Raw genomic sequence first — 16,106 nt, 5'->3', positions numbered from 1 at the left:
CGAGGTGAGGGTCCTCGACCCCAAATCCGCCGCTCCCCAGGAGCCGCGCAAACACCGCCGAGCCCTCGACCTGAGGCTCACCGGCCTGCTCGGCGTGCTGGTGGTGCTGTGCGTCGTCGGCTACGCCACCCGGCCGGACAGCTTCCTCACCGAGGCCAACATCTCCACGATGCTGCGGCTGGCGGCGGCGATCGGCGTGGTCAGCGTCGGCATGACGTTCGTGATCATCAGCGGCGGCATCGACCTGTCCGTCGGCTCGATCGTGGCGCTGTCGGGCGTGTGGATGACGACCGTCGCCACCCAGTCGTACGGCCCCGTGGTGATGGTGCTGTGCGCGCTGCTCGTCGGCCTGGGCTGCGGCCTGGTCAACGGGGTGCTGATCTCCTACGGCAAGATCGTGCCGTTCATCGCGACCCTCGCCATGTACGCGTCGGCGAAGGGCCTGGCCGAAAGGCTGTCCGGCCGCCGCACGCAGGTCGTCACCGAGACCGGGTTCACCACGTTCTTCCGCGGTGACATCCTCGGCATCCCGGTGCTGATCTGGCTGCTGGCCGCGGTGTTCGCGGTCGGCTGGGTGCTGCTCAACCGCACCACGTTCGGCCGCCGCACGTTCGCCGTCGGCGGCAACGCCGAAGCCGCCCGGCTGGCCGGCATCGACGTGCGCCGGCACACCGCGCTGGTCTACGGCCTGGCCGGCCTGTGCTGCGGCATCGCCGCGCTCATGGTCGTGGCCCGCACCACCTCCGGCGCGTCCACCAACGGCATGTTCTACGAGCTGGACGCGATCGCCGCGGTCGTCATCGGCGGCACGCTGCTCAGCGGTGGCCGGGGCTCGCTGATCGGGACGCTGATCGGCGTGCTCATCTTCACCGTGGTGGGCAACATCTTCACCCAGAACAACCTCGACACCGACATCCAGAACATCGCCAAGGGCGTGATCATCGTCGCCGCGGTGCTCCTGCAGCGCACCACCGCCCGCCGCCGCACGCACGCCACCTGACGCGCCACACCCCGCCTCCACGACCCCGCCTCCACCACCCCGACACACGACCCGGGAGTCCGCCATGCCCTCACTCGACCGCCGCCGCTTCCTCTGGGGCACCACCGCCGTGGGCACCGCCGCCCTGCTGGCCGGCTGCACGTCCAACGAGTCCGCCAACTCCGCGCCGAACGCCGTCGCGGGCGGCTCGGGCCAGAACAGCCAGCCCGGCAAGCAGGTCACCATCGGCTTCTCCGCGCCCGCCGCCGACCACGGCTGGATGGCGGCGATGACGAAGAACGCCAAGGCGCAGGCCGACGAGTTCTCCGACGTCACGTTCAAGGCCACCGAGGGCACCAACGACGTCAACCAGCAGATCGCCCAGGTCGAGACGCTGATCAACGACAAGGTCGACGTCCTGGTGGTGCTGCCGTTCGACGGCAAGGCGCTCACCGAGGTCGGCCGCCAGGCCATGGACGCGGGCATCCCGGTCATCAACCTCGACCGCGTCTTCGACACCCCGCTGGCCTACCGGCTGTGGATCGGCGGCGACAACTACCGCATGGGCGTCAACGCGGGCGAGTACATCGCCGCGCAGCTCAAGGCGAAGAACGTCAGCAACCCGGTGATCGGCGAGGTCGCGGGCATCGACTCGCTGCCGCTGACCCAGGAGCGCAGCCAGGGCTTCAAGGACGCCCTGGCGAAGGCGGGCTTCTCGGTCGGCCCGCGCGTCGCGGCGGCGTTCACCTCCGAGTCCGGCGAGCAGCAGACGGCCAACCTGCTCCAGTCCGCGCCCAGGCTGGACGCCCTGTGGAACCACGACGACGACCAGGGCATCGGCGTGATGGCGGCCATCGACAGCGCGGGCCGCAAGGAGTTCGTCATGGTCGGCGGCGCGGGCTCGCGCAACATGATGGACCTGATCAAGGCCGACAGCGGCGTGGTCAAGGCGACCGTGCTCTACAGCCCGTCGATGGCGTCCTCGGCGATCGCGCTGGCCCGCCTGCTCGGCCAGGCCAAGGGCATCGGCGACATGGCCGAGCACGACATCCCCGCGTCCATCACCACCTACTCCGCCGTGGTGACCAAGGAGAACGTCGACCAGTACCTCGACGTCGGCTTCGACTCCTGACCCGGTTCCCACCTGTCGCGAAAGGCTGCTGATGACGGAAGAGATCGGCGTGGGCATGGTCGGCCACGCGTTCATGGGCGCGGTGCACTCGCACGCCTGGCGCAGCGTCCACCGGTTCTTCGACGTGCCCCTGACGCCCCGCCTGGCCGTCCTCGGCGGCCGTGACCCGGTGCGCACGAAGGAAGCCGCGACCAAGTACGGCTGGGCCGCCGCGGAAACCGACTGGCGCGCGCTCGTCGCCCGGGACGACGTCCAGCTCGTCGACATCTGCACGCCCGGCGACACGCACGCCGAGATCGCGCTGGCCGCGCTCGCCGCGGGCAAGCACGTGCTGTGCGAGAAGCCGCTGGCCAACACGGTCGCCGAGGCCGAGGCGATGGCCGCGGCGGCGGAGGAGGCGGCGGCACGCGGTGTCCGGTCGATGGTCGCGTTCAACTACCGGCGCGTGCCCGCCATCGCGTTGGCCCGCAGGCTGGTCGAGGAGGGCCGGATCGGCGAGGTCCGGCACGTGCGCGCGGTGTACCTGCAGGACTGGCTGTCCGACCCGGCGTCGCCGATGACGTGGCGGCTGCGCAAGGAGAAGGCCGGTTCGGGTGCGCTCGGCGACCTGGGCGCGCACATCGTGGACGCCGCCCAGTACGTCACCGGTGACCTGATCACCGGGGTCAGCGCCACCACCGAGACGTTCGTCCGCTCGCGGCCCGACGGTGACGGGGTCGGCGAGGTGACCGTGGACGACGCGGCCGTGTTCCTGGCCCGCTTCTCGTCCGGCGCGCTGGGCACGTTCGAGGCGACCCGGTACGCGCTGGGCCGCAAGAACGCGATGCGGCTGGAGGTCAACGGCACGCGCGGCAGCCTGGCGTTCGACTTCGAGTCGATGAACGAGCTGTCGGTGTACTCGGCCGACGACGGCCCGTCGGCCGGGTTCCGGCGGGTCCTGGTCACCGAGGCCGACCACCCGTACGTGGGCGCGTGGTGGCCGCCGGGCCACCTGCTCGGCTACGAGCACACGTTCACGCACGAGGCAGCGGACTTCCTGACGGCCATCGGCGACGGTGTCGACCCGGCGCCGAGCTTCGCCGACGGGCTGCGGGTGCAACGGGTGCTGGCGGCGGTGGAGGACAGTGCCGGGCAGCAGTCGACGTGGACCACGATTGGAGAGTCGCGATGAGCCGACCGGTCACGCTGTTCACCGGCCAGTGGGCCGACCTGCCGTTCGAGGAGGTGTGCCGGCTGGCCTCCGGGTGGGGCTACGACGGATTGGAGATCGCTTGCGGGGGTGACCACTTCGAGGTGGACAAGGCGTTGGCGGACGACGACTACGTGCCCGCCAAGCGCGCGATGCTCAAGCAGTACGGGTTGGACGTGTGGACGATCTCCAACCACCTGGTCGGTCAGGCCGTGTGCGACGACCCGATCGACTTCCGGCACCAGGCGATCCTGCCGTCGCGGATCTGGGGCGACGGCGAGCCGGAGGGCGTGCGGCAGCGCGCCGCCGCCGAGATGGCGGACACCGCGCGCGCGGCGGCACGGCTGGGCGTGGACACCGTCGTCGGGTTCACCGGGTCCTCGACCTGGAAGTACGTGGCGATGTTCCCGCCCGTGTCGCAGGCCGTGATCGACGAGGGCTACGCCGACTTCGCCCGCCGCTGGAACCCGATCCTGGACGTGTTCGACGAGGTCGGGGTGCGGTTCGCGCACGAGGTGCACCCGTCGGAGATCGCCTACGACTACTGGACGACCCGCAAGGCGCTCGACGCGGTCGGCAACCGGCCCGCGTTCGGCCTGAACTGGGACCCGTCGCACTTCGTGTGGCAGGACCTCGACCCGGTCGGCTTCATCCTCGACTTCGCCGACCGGATCTACCACGTGGACTGCAAGGACACGAAGAAGCGCTTCGACGGCCGCAACGGGCGGCTCGGCTCGCACCTGGCGTGGGCCGACCCGCGCCGCGGCTGGGACTTCGTCTCCACCGGGCACGGCGACGTGCCGTGGGAGGAGTCGTTCCGGGCGTTGAACGCGATCGGCTACACCGGGCCCATCTCGGTCGAGTGGGAGGACGCCGGCATGGACCGGCTGCGCGGGGCTGAGGAGGCGGTCGGGTTCATCCGGCGGCACCTGTTCGACCCGCCCGCCGCCTCGTTCGACGCCGCGTTCAGCACGGGGGAGTGACCGACCGGCGCCCGCTCACGGGCGGGCGCCGACCTCCTACCGCACGCCCCGCGCCCGCACGTGCCGGGGCACGGTGACGTGCCTACCAGGTGACCGGCAGGGAGCGCAGCCCGTAGATCGGGGCGTCGAACTTGAACTCGACCTCCTCGAACGGCACGGCCACGCGCAGGTCCGGCAGGTCGGTCACCAGCGCGCGCAGCGCCACCCGCATCTCCAAGCGCGCCAACGAGTGCCCGATGCACTGGTGCACCCCGCTGCCGAACGCCAGGTGCGCCCGCGCGTCGCGCCGCAGGTCGAGGCGGTCGGGGTCGGGGAACGCGGCCGGGTCGCGGTTGGCGGCGAACAGCGACGCGATCACGCCCTCGCCCGCCGCGAGCGCCGTCCCGCCGACCACCGCGTCACGGGCCACCGCCCGCACCACCCCATGGTGCACGGGGCTGAGGAACCGCAGCAGTTCCTCCACCGCGTCGTCGACCAGGTCCGGCGACGCGACCAACGCCTCCCACCACGTCCGGTCCCGCTGCAACGCGAGCACGGACAGCGCGATCGAGTTCGCCGTGGTCTCGTGCCCGCCGACGAGCAGCAGCACGGTCATCCCCACGGCTTCCTCGTCGCTGAGCCCCGGATCCTGCACCAACCGGCTGATCAGGTCGTCCGCGGGCGTGGCGCGGCGGGACCGGATCAGGTCCGCCAGGTACCCGTGCAGCTCGTCCAACGCCGCCTGCACCTGTGGCGCCGACAACGACCGGTCCAGGTGGGCGCGGCTGCGGGTGGAGAAGAACTCCTGGTCCGTTATCGGCACGCCGAGCAGCAGGCAGATCACGTCCGACGGCACGGGCAGCGCGAACCCGCCCACCAGGTCCGCGGGGCGGGGCCCGGACCGCAGCGCCGCCAACCGCTCCCGGGTGATCCGCTCCACCTCGGGGCGCAGCGCCGCCATCCGCCGCACGGTGAACTCGCCGGTCAGCATCCGCCGGTACCGGGTGTGCTCGGGCGGGTCGGTGACCAGGAAGCTGCCCGGCGCGGCCTTGCGGTCCACCACGGGCCGCAACTGCGGGAACCCCGGCGTGCCCGGGTCCGACGAGAACCGGCCGTGGTCGCGCAGCACGGCCCGCACGTCGTCGTACCGCGTCACGAGGTGGGCCTGCTGGCCGTGCCGCAACGACACCGGGCACACCGGCGCCTGCGCCCGCAGCGACGCGAACTCCGCCGGCGGGTCGAACCCGGGTCGACGCGCGATCGGGTAGTCCATGGTGCCCGACACTATCGCCGCCGCACCCGACGTTGTGACGTCCCGATCCCCACGACCTCACCGAGCGGCCGGGCGAGCTGCTGGTCGTGAGGTCGGAAGAACTTGGGGTCGGGGCCGGCGGTCAGGTGCGAGATGGCCACGTAGCCGCCGCAGGGGAGGGCCGCCCGGTAGCCGCCGCCGAGGAGGTAGTCGTAGACGCGCGCGGCGGACGGGCGTTCGGTGTCGACGTCCGCGGGCACCCGGTCGGGATCGGTCACGGTGTCCCTCCTCCACGGCGGCCCGGCCTGGCCGGCGACGCCACCAGCCCGACCCTGGTCGTTCCGGCGCAACGGCCTGCCGCCGTTCGGCGCAGCCCCGCCCTCGGCTGTCCACAGAGGACTTCCCGGTCCGGTGTCCGGAGTGGCACGCGGCTCACCTGCGTGATCGACCCGCGTGGTGAAGGGACAAACGGGCACTGGAAGTGTTACGACTGAAACGCACGTTCGAGTGGTAGCCCGATCGGGTACCCCCGTCGCCGGACGTGCGCGCGACGTTGGGAGCACGGGTGGAGGACCGCACTATCGCAGGCCGGTACCGGCTGACGGAGAGGATCGGCACGGGTGGGATGGGGGTGGTGTGGCGCGCCGAGGACCAGCGGCTGCGTCGCGTCGTCGCGGTCAAGGAACTGCTGTCCCGCATCGGGTTCGACCAGGAGTCGATCGACCGGGCGGTCCGGGAGGGGCGCATCGCGGCCCGCCTGTCGCACCCCAACGTGATCGCGCTGTACGACGTGGTCGAGCACGACGGCCACCCGTGGCTGATCATGGAGTACCTGCCGTCGCGCAGCCTGGCCACGGTGATGACCGAACGCGGCACGCTGCCGGCCGACGAGGTGGTCCGGCTGGGCACGCAGTTGGCGAACGGGCTCGCCGCCGCGCACGCGGCGGGGGTGGTGCACCGGGACGTGAAGCCGGGCAACGTGCTGGTCACCGAGTTCGGCACGGTCAAGGTCACCGACTTCGGCACCTCGCGCGCGGCCGACGAGGCGACCGTCACCGCGTCCGGGATGCTCGTCGGTACCCCGGCCTACCTGGCCCCGGAGGTGGCGCGCGGTGGCAAGGGCGAGTTCCCGGCCGACGTGTTCGCGCTGGGCGCGACGCTCTACGCGGCGCTGGAGGGCACGCCGCCGTTCGGCGTGGACGGCAACACGATCGCCCTGCTGCACCGGGTCGCCGACGGCCGGTTCCCGCCGCCGCGCAACGCCGGTCCGCTGGAGCCGGTGCTGATGCGCCTGCTGGATCCGAACCCGGAGACCCGGCCGACCATGGCCGAGGCGGCGGACATGCTGCGCGGCGTGCGGTTCGACGGCGCCGCGCCGCCCGTGCCGCCGAAACCCGCGCCCACCGCGATCCTGGCCGCACCGCTGGACCCCGTGCCCGAGCCGGAACCCGCACCGCCGCCGGCCGCCGCGAAGCCCGAGCCGGAACCGGCCGAACCCGCGCCGACTCCCCAGCCGGCACCCGTCCAGCCGGCACCCGTCCAGCCGGCACCCGTCCAGCCGGCACCCGTCCAGCCGACACCGCCTCCTCAGCCGGCGCCGACGCCGACGCCCGCCGACGTGGCGCCGCGCGGCGAGGAGAAGCGCGGCGACCGGAAGGCGCTGATCGCGCTCGCCGTCGTGGCCCTGCTCGCCATCGCGACCGTCGCGTACCTGCTCAACCGGGGTGGTGAGGGCGGCTCGCCGTCGGCCGGTTCGGGCACCACCACCGCGACCACCGCCCAGCCCACGTCCGCCGCCGAGGACCCGCCCGCCCAGACCACCACCGACCAAGCCGAGCCGACCACGACCACCACCACGACCGCCGCGGTGGAGCCGACCTCCACCCAGGACACGACCCAGCCGCCCGCCGAGATCGGCCCGGACCAGGCGTTGAGCGACTACTACGGCCTGCTGCCGACCAACCTGGAACCCGCCTACGCCCGCCTCACCGACGGCTTCAAGGCCGCGCGGGCCCGGACCTTCGCCGACTACCAGGGCTGGTGGGGGCAGATGAGCGCGGTGAGCGTGAGCAACGTGCGCGCGGTCGGCCCGGAGCAGGTGACGGCGACCGTGTCGTACACGTTCAAGGGCGGCGCCACGCAGTCCGAGAACCACCTGTACACGCTGGTCAAGGTCAACGGGCAGTGGATGATCGACGGACAGCAGAACGCCTGACGGCGGAGGAGCCGGTCGTCCGCCGCGACGAGGGCCGGCGTCGTGAGCCGGCCGAGGGGCCGGCCCGACGCCCGGCCCTCACGCGACGCGGACCCGCCACACGTCGATGACCAGCACCGGCCGCATCCCCACCGACTCGTACAGGGTCAGCGCGGGCGTCGGGTTGTTCGAGTCGACGTGCAGGATCGTGCCGACCCGGCCGGCGGCGGCGTCCAGGTGGAACGCGTGCCCCAGCAGGTGCTTCGCCACGCCGCGGCCCCGCGCCTCCGGCACCACGCCCAGGTGGCCGACGTACCCGCACTTCTCGTCGGCGAACTGGTCGGTCCACGCCAGGAACCCGGCGGGCCGCCCGTCCAGCTCGGCCAGCCACAGGCCCGGCCAGTCGAAGGTGGACCTGGCCTCCAGCTCGGCGTGCCACTGCCCGTACGGCTTCGGCACGAACCCGAAGTGCCCGTCGAACGACGCGTTCCACACCTCGTGCGCGACCCGCCGCACGTCCTCGCGCACGCCCTGCCGCAGCACCAGCCCCGGCACGGGCGCGGGCGGCGGCACGGCGCCGACGTGGTCGATCCGCATCCGGTGGAACGTGGTCGCCGCCGCGAACCCCAGGGCCGCCACCCGGGCCCGCAACGCCGTGTCGTCCCGGTAGACGCCCTGGTCCACGGTCACCTCCTCGTGCCCGCCCGCGCGCCCGATCTCCCGCGCCCGGTCCAGCACCCTGGTGAACAGCCAGTCCGCGACCGCCGGGTCGGCCGACACCACGTCGACGTCGACCTGGTCGCTGCCGCTCTTGCCGTTCGCCGTCGCGTACCCGACCGGCGCGCCCGCCGCGTCGAGCACCAGCCACGCGTCGCGCGCCAGGTCGAAGCCCGGGCGGGACAGCTCGTCGCGCATGTCGTCGAGCGTGTAGTCGGCGAACCCGATCACCGCCGTGGTGTAGGCGTGCACCAGGCCGAGGATGGGTTCGGCGTCGTCCGGGTGTGGTGACCGGACGGTGAGGCCGGCGGGCAGGGCGTTCATGGCGCACATGGTGCGCCGCGCTCCGGGCCCTGTCGAACGTGTTTCCGCCGGAGTAGGGTCTGCCGATGATCCGCCGGGTGTTGGTCCCGCTCACGGTGATCGCCGTGGTGGGTGTGCTGGCCGTGCTCGCGTTCCGCCCGCCCGCGCCGGTGGCGGACGCCCCGCCGGCGGAGTTCGCCGCCGGCCGCGCCGAGCCGCACCTGCGGGCCGTCGCGCAACGGCCGCACCCGATCGGGTCGGCGGACAACGAGCGCGTCCGCGACTACATCGCCGACACCGCCCGCGGCTTCGGCGCCGAGGTGGCGGTGGAGTCCGACGACGTGGTCCGGCCGTGGCGGGGCGTGCTCCGGGTCGCCACCACCCACAACGTCGTGGCCCGCGTGCGCGGCACGGACCCGTCGGTGAGCGGCGGCAAGGCGTTGCTGCTGGTCGCGCACCACGACTCCGTGCCGACCGGCCCGGGCGCGGCCGACGACGGCGCGGCGGTGGCGGCGATGCTGGAGGCGCTGCGGGCGTTGACGTCCGGCGGCGGTGTGCGCAACGACGTGGTGTTCCTGTTCACCGACGGCGAGGAGGCCGGGACGCTCGGCGCGCAGGCCTACGTGCGGCGCAACGGGGTCGACGGGGTCGGCGCGGTGCTGAACTGGGAGGCGCGGGGCAGCGGCGGGCCGGTGTGGATGTTCCAGACGGGGGCGGACAACGCGCCGTTCGTGTCGGCGTTCGGCGGGGCGAGCAGCAGGCCGATCGCGAACTCCTTCGCCTACGAGGTGTACCGGCGGATGCCGAACTACAGCGACTTCACCGTGTTCCAGGAAGCGGGCGCACGAGGGCTGAACAGCGCGTTCATCGAGCACGTGCGCGACTACCACTCGCCGTACGACGACGTGGAGCGGTTGGACCGGGGCAGCCTGCAGCACCACGGCGAGACGATGGTGGGCCTCGTGCGGGCGTTGGGCGACCGAGACCTGCGGGTGCGCGGCGGCGACGCGGTGTACTTCGACCTGTTCTCGCGCGTGCTCGTGCGGTACCCGACGTGGCTCGCCGTGGTGCTGGCCGTCCTCACGGTGTCGGCCCTGGCGGCGCTGCTGGTGCCGGGTGCGCGTCGGGGACGTCTGCGGTGGCGGGGCGTGGCGGCGGTGGCCGGGGTGGCGGTCGGCGCGGTGGTCGTGGCGGGCGCCGTGTCGTTCGGGGCGTGGCTGCTGGTGGCGGCGGTGCGACCGGGGTTGGGTTTCCTGGCGCTGTCGGAGCCGCACGAGCGGGGCTGGTTCGTGGCCGGGTTCTGCGTGCTGGGGTTGGCGGCGCTGGTCGCGGCGGCCCGCGTGGCGCGGCGGTGGTCGGTGGACGAGGTGGTCGCCGGGGTGCTGGTGGTGACGGCCGTGCTGCTGGCGGTGTCCGTGGTGGCGGTGCCGGGCGCGAGCTTCCTGTTCCAGTGGACGCTGCTGGCCGGCCTGCCCGCCTTGTGGACGACGCGGGCCGCGTTCCTGCCGCCGCTGGTGGCGGCGGCGATCTTCCCGCCGCTGGTCGGCACGATGGCGGTGGCGCTGGGCATGCCGTTGAGCGCGGTGGCGGTGGTCTTCGGCGTGCTGGCGGGCGTGCTGCTGCTGCCGTTGCTGTCCACGGGCTCGTGGTGGCCCGCGCTCGGCGTCACGGCGGTCGCGGTGGCGTTGCTCGCGGTGGGCACCGCGCGGTTCGGCTTCGCGCCGGACGAGCCGCGTCCCGACTCGCTGATCTACCTCCAGGACGCCGACGGCGGCCGGTCGAGCTGGCTGTCCGCCGACCCCGAGCCCGACGAGTGGACCTCGCGGGTGCTGGGGCAGGACCCGGAACGGGTGGCGTCGGCCCACCCGGTGTCCGCGCAGCCGATGATGCGGGCCGACGCGCCCGACCTGGCCCTGCCCGCGCCCACCGCGACGCTGGTGACCTCCGCCGACGCGTCGGTGCGGACCGTGACGTTCCGCGTCACGCCGACCGGGCGGGCGTGGCGGACGCACGTGGAGCTGTCCGACCGGGGCCTGCGCGGCTGCCGCCTCGGTGCGGCCGACCTGCCCGGCTCGGCGTTCGAGCTGTACGGACCGGTCAGCCGGGAGATCACCTGCGACCTCGACCCCGGCGCGCCGCTGGAGGTGGCGGTGGCCGACCAGTGGGTGGGGCTGCCCGCCGAAGCGGCGTCGCTGGTCGGCCCGCGCCCGCCGGACGCCATGCCGGTCCAGTCCGGGAACCGGCCGTTCGACGGCGCGGTGGTGCGCGCCGCGTTCCGGCTCTGACCGGTTCCGGCCGCCGCTACGGTGGACGCCGGGGGTGGTGTCGTGGCGCGACCGGACGAGTGGTCCGAGGTGCTGACCGCGCTGGAACGGCAGTCGGGGTGGCGGCACCCGTCGCCGGACCGGGTGGACCTGGTCGACCTGATGCGGCTGTACGACGTGCCGGCGGTCAGCGTGGCGGTGCGCCGGGACGGCGAGGGGCACTGGGCGGGCGGCTTCGGCGCCGGTCCGCGCACGCCCTTCCAAGCCGCGTCGATCAGCAAGCACGTCGCCGCGTTCGGGGCGCTGCGGCTGGTCGACCAGGGAGTGCTGGACCTCGACGAGGACATCCACGCGTACCTGACGTCGTGGCGCGTGCCGGAGACCGGCGGGCGGCGGACCGTGATCACCCTGCGGCACCTGCTCGCGCACACCCGCGACCGTGGTGGCCCAACCGCCGCTGCCGCTGTCCCCGTTGCCCGACGGCCGGTTCCGCGTGGTCGACCTGAGCTGCGAGCTCACGTTCACCGACGACGCGGTGGAGGTCCGCCAGGAGGGCGTCACGCTGACCGCGCCGAGGGTCGGGCCCTGACCACCCCGGCCACCGCCACCGCCGCAGTTCCCCCGAAGCCGGGGGAACGCGCGCAGGTGCGGCCCCGCTCCGGGCCGCCCACCACCAGGGCACCGCTCGCCGCTCACGGAACGCCCGCACCTCCGCCAGCGCACGATCGTCGCGTTCGGCCCCGCCTGCTCCCGCGTCCGCGAGCAGACGACGTTCGGGGTCCGCCGCCAGGTCCCGGCGAACTCCACCATCGGCGCGGGCAGGGCCGCTCACCAGTCGTGGAGGGTTCCGTCCGCCAGCCGGTTCACCGGCAGGTACGCGGCGCGGTAGGGGAACCGGGCCGCGGCGGCCACGTCCAGCTCCACCCCCAACCCCGGAGCGTCGGACGGGTGCAGCAGGCCGTCCGCGAACGTGTACGAGGTCCGGAACACCTCCAGCGTCTCCGGCGCGTGCCGCATGTACTCCTGGATGCCGAAGTTGTGCACGGCCAGGTCCAGGTGCAGCGCGGCGGCCATGCCGACCGGCGAGATGTCCGTCGGCCCGTGCATCCCCGACTTCACCCCGTACACGGCGGCGAAGTCGAGCACCCTCTTCAACGCCGTCACGCCACCGGTGTGGGTGACCGCCGACCGGACGTAGTCGATCAACCGCTCGCCGAGCAGCGTCGTGTAGTCGTGGATCGAGTTGAACACCTCGCCGATCGCCAGCGGCGTGGTGGTGTGCTGCCGGATCAGCCGCAACGCCGCCTGGTCCTCGCCCGGCGTGGCGTCCTCCAGCCAGAACAGGTCGTACGGCTCCAGCGCCTTGCCCAACCGGGCCGCCTCGATCGGGGTCATCCGGTGGTGCCCGTCGTGCAGCAGCGGCAGCGACGGGCCGAACTCCGACCGCACCGCCTCGAACACCGACGGCACGTGCCGCAGGTAGGCGCGGGTGTCCCAGCTCTCCTCCACCGGCAACGCGGTGGGGCGCGCCGGCTCGTAGTCGTACCGGTCACCGCCGCCGGCCGCCGACGCCGCCACCCCGTACACCGTGTCCAGCCCGGGGATGCCGGTCTGCACCCGGATCGCCCGGAACCCCAGTTCGAGGTGCAGCCGGATCGAGTCGAACAGCTCCGGCAGGTCGCGCCCGGACGCGTGCCCGTACGCCAGCGCCCCGACCCGGCACGCCCCGCCGAGCAACTGGTACAGCGGCATCCCGGCCGCGCGCGCCTTGATGTCCCACAACGCCGTGTCGACGGCGGCGATCGCGGCCATCGTCACCGGGCCGCGCCGCCAGTACGCGCCCCGGTACAGGTACTGCCAGGTGTCCTCGATCGCCGACGCGTCCCGCCCGACCAGCAGCGGTACGACGTGCTCCCGCAGGTACGCCTCCACCGCCAGCTCACGCCCGTTGAGCGTGGCGTCGCCCAGGCCGGTGATCCCGTCCTCGGTGGTGACCCGGAGCGTGACGAAGTTCCGCCCCGGGCACGTCACCACGACCTCCGCCGCCGCGATCCTCATGCCGGCACCTCCCCGACGAGCACGCCGAACGCACCCAGCTCCACCGCGTCCCACGGCGAGCCGTCCAACCCCGCCAGCGACCCGCCGGCCACCACCGGCTTCACCACGACGGGTGACGGGTGCCCGCTCACGAACCACGCGAACACCCGACCGTCGACGGAGTGCTCCATCAACCCGGTCGACACCAGCGGGTCGTCCACCCGCACCCGCGGCGGCACGCCCGCCACCTCGGCCAGCGCCGCGTACAGCCGCCACGTGGGCTCCGGGTTGACCCGGGGCGTCATGGCGGCCATGTGCTCCACCGGGTAGGTGCACAGCACCAGCCACCCGTCACCGACCCGGTGCCGCAGCAGCGCGGGCCGACCGTGCCCGTTCACCGCGACGACTTCCGCCCCGTCCGGCACCACCGGCAGGAAAGCGCGGGACCCGTCCGTCCCACCGACCCGGAAGACCAGTTCCTCGCCCGCCCCGATGCCACCGAAGTCGCGCTGGAGCACCATCCGCAGCTCGTCGTCCTCGATCGGGTCGACCAGCCCGTACCGCAGCTGCTTCACCACGCCGAACGTCTCGTCCAGCCTCGGCCACCACGGTCCGCGCTGCGTCCGGTGCTCGCCGACGAAGTACGACGCGTAGACCACCGCGCCCGCCTCGGCCCGCTGCACCAACGTCCGCCACGTGGGCGCGGTGAGCTGCTTCATCGACGGCACGAGGTACAGCGCGCAGTCGTCGGGCACGCCGTCCAGCTCGCGCGCCACTCCCACCGGCAGGTCGGCCTCCCGTGCCGCGATGTACGCCTGCCGCGCGTTGTTCACCACGCTCGTCGCGTCCTCGGGCTGCGTGAACGGGTAGCGCGCTTCCAGGAAGGACGACACCAGCAACGCGATCGGGGTGTCCGGTCGCCGCAACCGCGCGAAGTCCGTGCGCCGCAACACCTCCGTGAACGCCCGCACCTCCCGCAGCCGGGCCTTCGGTCGCCCGGCGGAGTCGGTCAGCCCGAAGTGCATCTCGAACGGGTGGTGCCGGTACGGCTCCTGGTCGGCCAGGTCGTCGTAGTCGGTGTTGTTCCACGGTATCCAGCCGGTCGCGCCCGCCGGCAACGTCGTGTGCAGGACCTGCCGGTAGTAGTGGGCGGCGTTCTCCTCCGACGCGTGGTCCGACGTCACCCCGAACTCCTCCACGACCACCGGCTTGCCGCCGATGTCGAGCAGCTCGCACACGAACGCCGCGCCGAGGTGCAGCCGCAGCTGGTCGTCGTCCATCCGGTACACGTGCGGCCCGTGGAAGTCGATCAACGGGGTCGGATCGCGGACCCGGAAGCCGTTGTCCAGTCCGGCGACCTCCACGCCCCACGCGCCGTCGCCGACCGACACCGGCTGCGTCGCGCCCGCCGCCCGGATCTCGGAGAACAGCGCCGCCGCCCACGCCGTCACCGCGTCCGCGTCCAGCGTGCCGATGCCCCGCGACCGCCGGTCGGCGTAGATCGGGATCTCGTTGCTCAGCAGCCACCCCGCCACCGCCGGGTGGTCCTTCCACCGGCCGGTCAGCTCGCGCACGTACCAGCGCTGACGGTCCGGGAACGACGCGTCGGTGAAGATGCCCCGGCCGCCCCGCCACGCCGGGTCCCAGTTCTGGCCGGACATGTGCCCGACGACGAACGTGGGGACGGTCCGCATGCCCAGCGCGTGGTGCCGGTCGAGGAAGTCGTCGTAGCGGGTGAGCAGCTCGCCGTCCAGCGAGTGCTCGGTCGGCATGAAGTCGGGCCAGTGGAAGAAGCTGCGGGTCGGCCCGATCCCGTGCTCGCGCATCACCCGCAGCTCCTCGTCCACCACGGCCGGGTCGTAGTGGCGCCACATCAGCGGACCGCCCGTCCGCGACCAGTGGTTGACCCCCACCCAGGTGTCGGGGCCGGCGAGCCTGGCGGACTTGCGCTGCATGGCACAGGTATATCGTTTAACCTGGCGTCTGTCGAGGTCAGCCGCGCAACCGGTGTAACGTTTGCCGGGTGTCAGGTCGCAAGCCGACGATCACCGACGTCGCCGCTCTCGCCGGGGTGTCGGTGGCGGCCGTGTCGAAGGTCGTCAACGGCAAGGGCAGCATCTCCGCGGCCACCCGCGAACGCGTCCTCACCGCCGCGAGCAAGCTCCAGTGGACCCCGTCCGCCGCCGCCGTCGCCCTGCGCTCGGCGAAGACCCGCGCCATCGGCATGGTCGCCAAGCGCTCGCCGGACCTGCTCAGCGCCGACCCGCACTTCAGCCTGCTGATCTCCGGCATCGAGGGCGAGCTGTCCCCGCTCGGGTACGGCCTGCTGCTGCACATCGTCGGCGAGCAGCCCGGCCCCGGGGAACCCGACCCCGAGGAGGCCGCCTACCGCAGGCTGGCCGACGAACGCCGGGTGGACGGCGTCGTGCTGACCGAGAGCCGGATCGGCGACACCCGCTTCGAGCTGCTGCGGACCCTCGGCGTGAACGCCGTGCTGGTCGGCACGCCGTGGCGCGCCGACCCGGTGCCGTCGGTGCAGGCCACCGGCCTGGGCAGCGGCATCCGCGCGGCCGTCGACCACCTCGTCGGGCACGGGCACCGCCGCGTCGCCTACGTGTCCGGCCCCGAGGACCGCGTGCACACCGTCCACCGGCGGCGCGTGTTCGAGGACGCCCTGGCCGCCCGCGGCCTCGCACCCAGCCACTCGCTCGTCTCCGACTTCACCGCCGCCGGCGCGGTGGACGCGATCAGCGCGCTGCTGGCCGACCGGCGCCGCCCGACCGCCGTGCTGTTCGCCAACGACTCCATGGCCGTGGCCGGCCTGAGCGCGGCCCGCCGGCTGGGCGTCGACGTGCCCGGCGAGCTGTCCGTGATCGGTCATGACGACCTGCCGCTCGGTGAGCTGGTCTACCCCCAGCTCACCACCGTGCGCCAGGACCTGGTCGGGCTGGGCCGCGCGGCGGCCCGCGTGCTGCTCGCCTCGCTCGGGGAGGTCGACGCCGAACCGGTCGAGGTGCGCCCGCCGGAGCTGGTGGTCCGCGAGTCCACGGGCCCGGCTCCCGACCGCACGTAAAGTG

The 16,106-nt window shown here is 73.4% G+C and carries 13 protein-coding genes and 1 pseudogene; 9 read left to right on the top strand and 5 right to left on the bottom strand.

Annotation, left to right across the window (positions count from 1 at the left end; genetic code table 11):
- Nucleotides 1-4: 4 nt before the first annotated feature.
- From FHX81_RS07005 to FHX81_RS06990, 4 genes are all read left to right on the top strand, one after another.
- On the top strand, nt 5-1,000 hold the full coding sequence (locus FHX81_RS07005) for an ABC transporter permease (RefSeq protein WP_246108232.1): 996 nt from the start codon (nt 5-7) through the stop codon (nt 998-1,000).
- Between the two features lie 64 nt (nt 1,001-1,064).
- Nucleotides 1,065-2,111, top strand: a complete 1,047-nt coding sequence (locus tag FHX81_RS07000; protein WP_141976186.1) for a substrate-binding domain-containing protein — start codon at nt 1,065-1,067, stop codon at nt 2,109-2,111.
- A 31-nt stretch (nt 2,112-2,142) separates the two neighbouring features.
- Entirely contained in the window at nt 2,143-3,282 is a 1,140-nt protein-coding gene (locus FHX81_RS06995; RefSeq protein ID WP_141976184.1) for a Gfo/Idh/MocA family protein, read from the top strand.
- Nucleotides 3,279-4,283 carry a sugar phosphate isomerase/epimerase family protein gene (locus FHX81_RS06990; RefSeq protein WP_141976182.1) on the top strand — a complete coding sequence of 335 codons (1,005 nt, stop codon included), beginning with the start codon at nt 3,279-3,281 and terminating at the stop codon, nt 4,281-4,283. Before FHX81_RS06995 ends, FHX81_RS06990 begins: the two co-directional genes overlap by 4 nt.
- A gap of 82 nt (nt 4,284-4,365) precedes the next feature.
- Here FHX81_RS06990 and FHX81_RS06985 read toward each other — a convergent pair whose 3' ends face one another.
- Nucleotides 4,366-5,535, bottom strand: coding sequence for a cytochrome P450 (locus FHX81_RS06985; protein WP_141976180.1), 1,170 nt, complete (start codon nt 5,533-5,535; stop codon nt 4,366-4,368).
- 11 nt (nt 5,536-5,546) lie between these two features.
- The gene (locus FHX81_RS06980) at nt 5,547-5,792 is read right to left on the bottom strand and encodes an SAM-dependent methyltransferase (protein WP_141976178.1); all 246 of its coding nucleotides are present in this window, start codon (nt 5,790-5,792) and stop codon (nt 5,547-5,549) included.
- Between the two features lie 287 nt (nt 5,793-6,079).
- Between FHX81_RS06980 and FHX81_RS06975 the strand changes: the two genes are divergently transcribed.
- On the top strand, nt 6,080-7,729 hold the full coding sequence (locus FHX81_RS06975; RefSeq protein ID WP_246107669.1) for a serine/threonine-protein kinase: 1,650 nt from the start codon (nt 6,080-6,082) through the stop codon (nt 7,727-7,729).
- 78 nt (nt 7,730-7,807) lie between these two features.
- Here FHX81_RS06975 and FHX81_RS06970 read toward each other — a convergent pair whose 3' ends face one another.
- Complete coding sequence (locus FHX81_RS06970) at nt 7,808-8,749, bottom strand: GNAT family N-acetyltransferase (protein ID WP_141976176.1); 942 nt, start codon at nt 8,747-8,749, stop codon at nt 7,808-7,810.
- Between the two features lie 65 nt (nt 8,750-8,814).
- Between FHX81_RS06970 and FHX81_RS06965 the strand changes: the two genes are divergently transcribed.
- The 3 genes and pseudogenes from FHX81_RS06965 (at nt 8,815) to FHX81_RS40345 (ending at nt 11,581) form a co-directional block, all read left to right on the top strand.
- Complete coding sequence (locus tag FHX81_RS06965) at nt 8,815-11,013, top strand: M20/M25/M40 family metallo-hydrolase (RefSeq protein ID WP_141976174.1); 2,199 nt, start codon at nt 8,815-8,817, stop codon at nt 11,011-11,013.
- A 141-nt stretch (nt 11,014-11,154) separates the two neighbouring features.
- A pseudogene (locus FHX81_RS42960) lies at nt 11,155-11,412 on the top strand (serine hydrolase); the annotation flags it as partial.
- A 19-nt stretch (nt 11,413-11,431) separates the two neighbouring features.
- Nucleotides 11,432-11,581, top strand: a complete 150-nt coding sequence (locus tag FHX81_RS40345) for a hypothetical protein (RefSeq protein WP_170231961.1) — start codon at nt 11,432-11,434, stop codon at nt 11,579-11,581.
- Between the two features lie 239 nt (nt 11,582-11,820).
- Here FHX81_RS40345 and manD read toward each other — a convergent pair whose 3' ends face one another.
- Nucleotides 11,821-13,050: a D-mannonate dehydratase ManD gene (gene manD, locus FHX81_RS06955; protein WP_141976172.1), complete on the bottom strand. Its 1,230-nt coding sequence runs from the start codon at nt 13,048-13,050 to the stop codon at nt 11,821-11,823.
- The gene (locus FHX81_RS06950) at nt 13,047-14,984 is read right to left on the bottom strand and encodes a glycoside hydrolase 5 family protein (protein WP_141976169.1); all 1,938 of its coding nucleotides are present in this window, start codon (nt 14,982-14,984) and stop codon (nt 13,047-13,049) included. Before FHX81_RS06950 ends, manD begins: the two co-directional genes overlap by 4 nt.
- A gap of 68 nt (nt 14,985-15,052) precedes the next feature.
- Between FHX81_RS06950 and FHX81_RS06945 the strand changes: the two genes are divergently transcribed.
- On the top strand, nt 15,053-16,102 hold the full coding sequence (locus FHX81_RS06945) for a LacI family DNA-binding transcriptional regulator (protein ID WP_141976167.1): 1,050 nt from the start codon (nt 15,053-15,055) through the stop codon (nt 16,100-16,102).
- The last annotated feature ends 4 nt before the right edge of the window (nt 16,103-16,106 follow it).

The sequence above is a fragment of the Saccharothrix saharensis genome (genome assembly GCF_006716745.1).
GTDB lineage: Bacteria > Actinomycetota > Actinomycetes > Mycobacteriales > Pseudonocardiaceae > Actinosynnema > Actinosynnema saharense.
This window is presented reverse-complemented; position numbering and strand designations above follow the sequence as displayed.

Coding starts and splice junctions, on each gene's coding strand:
- FHX81_RS07000 (WP_141976186.1), top strand. CDS start 1,065: ATGCCCTCACTCGACCGCCGCCGCTTCCTCTGGGGCACCACCGCCGTG.
- FHX81_RS06995 (WP_141976184.1), top strand. CDS start 2,143: ATGACGGAAGAGATCGGCGTGGGCATGGTCGGCCACGCGTTCATGGGC.
- FHX81_RS06990 (WP_141976182.1), top strand. CDS start 3,279: ATGAGCCGACCGGTCACGCTGTTCACCGGCCAGTGGGCCGACCTGCCG.
- FHX81_RS06985 (WP_141976180.1), bottom strand. CDS start 5,535: ATGGACTACCCGATCGCGCGTCGACCCGGGTTCGACCCGCCGGCGGAG.
- FHX81_RS06970 (WP_141976176.1), bottom strand. CDS start 8,749: ATGAACGCCCTGCCCGCCGGCCTCACCGTCCGGTCACCACACCCGGAC.
- FHX81_RS06965 (WP_141976174.1), top strand. CDS start 8,815: ATGATCCGCCGGGTGTTGGTCCCGCTCACGGTGATCGCCGTGGTGGGT.
- manD (WP_141976172.1), bottom strand. CDS start 13,050: ATGAGGATCGCGGCGGCGGAGGTCGTGGTGACGTGCCCGGGGCGGAAC.
- FHX81_RS06950 (WP_141976169.1), bottom strand. CDS start 14,984: ATGCAGCGCAAGTCCGCCAGGCTCGCCGGCCCCGACACCTGGGTGGGG.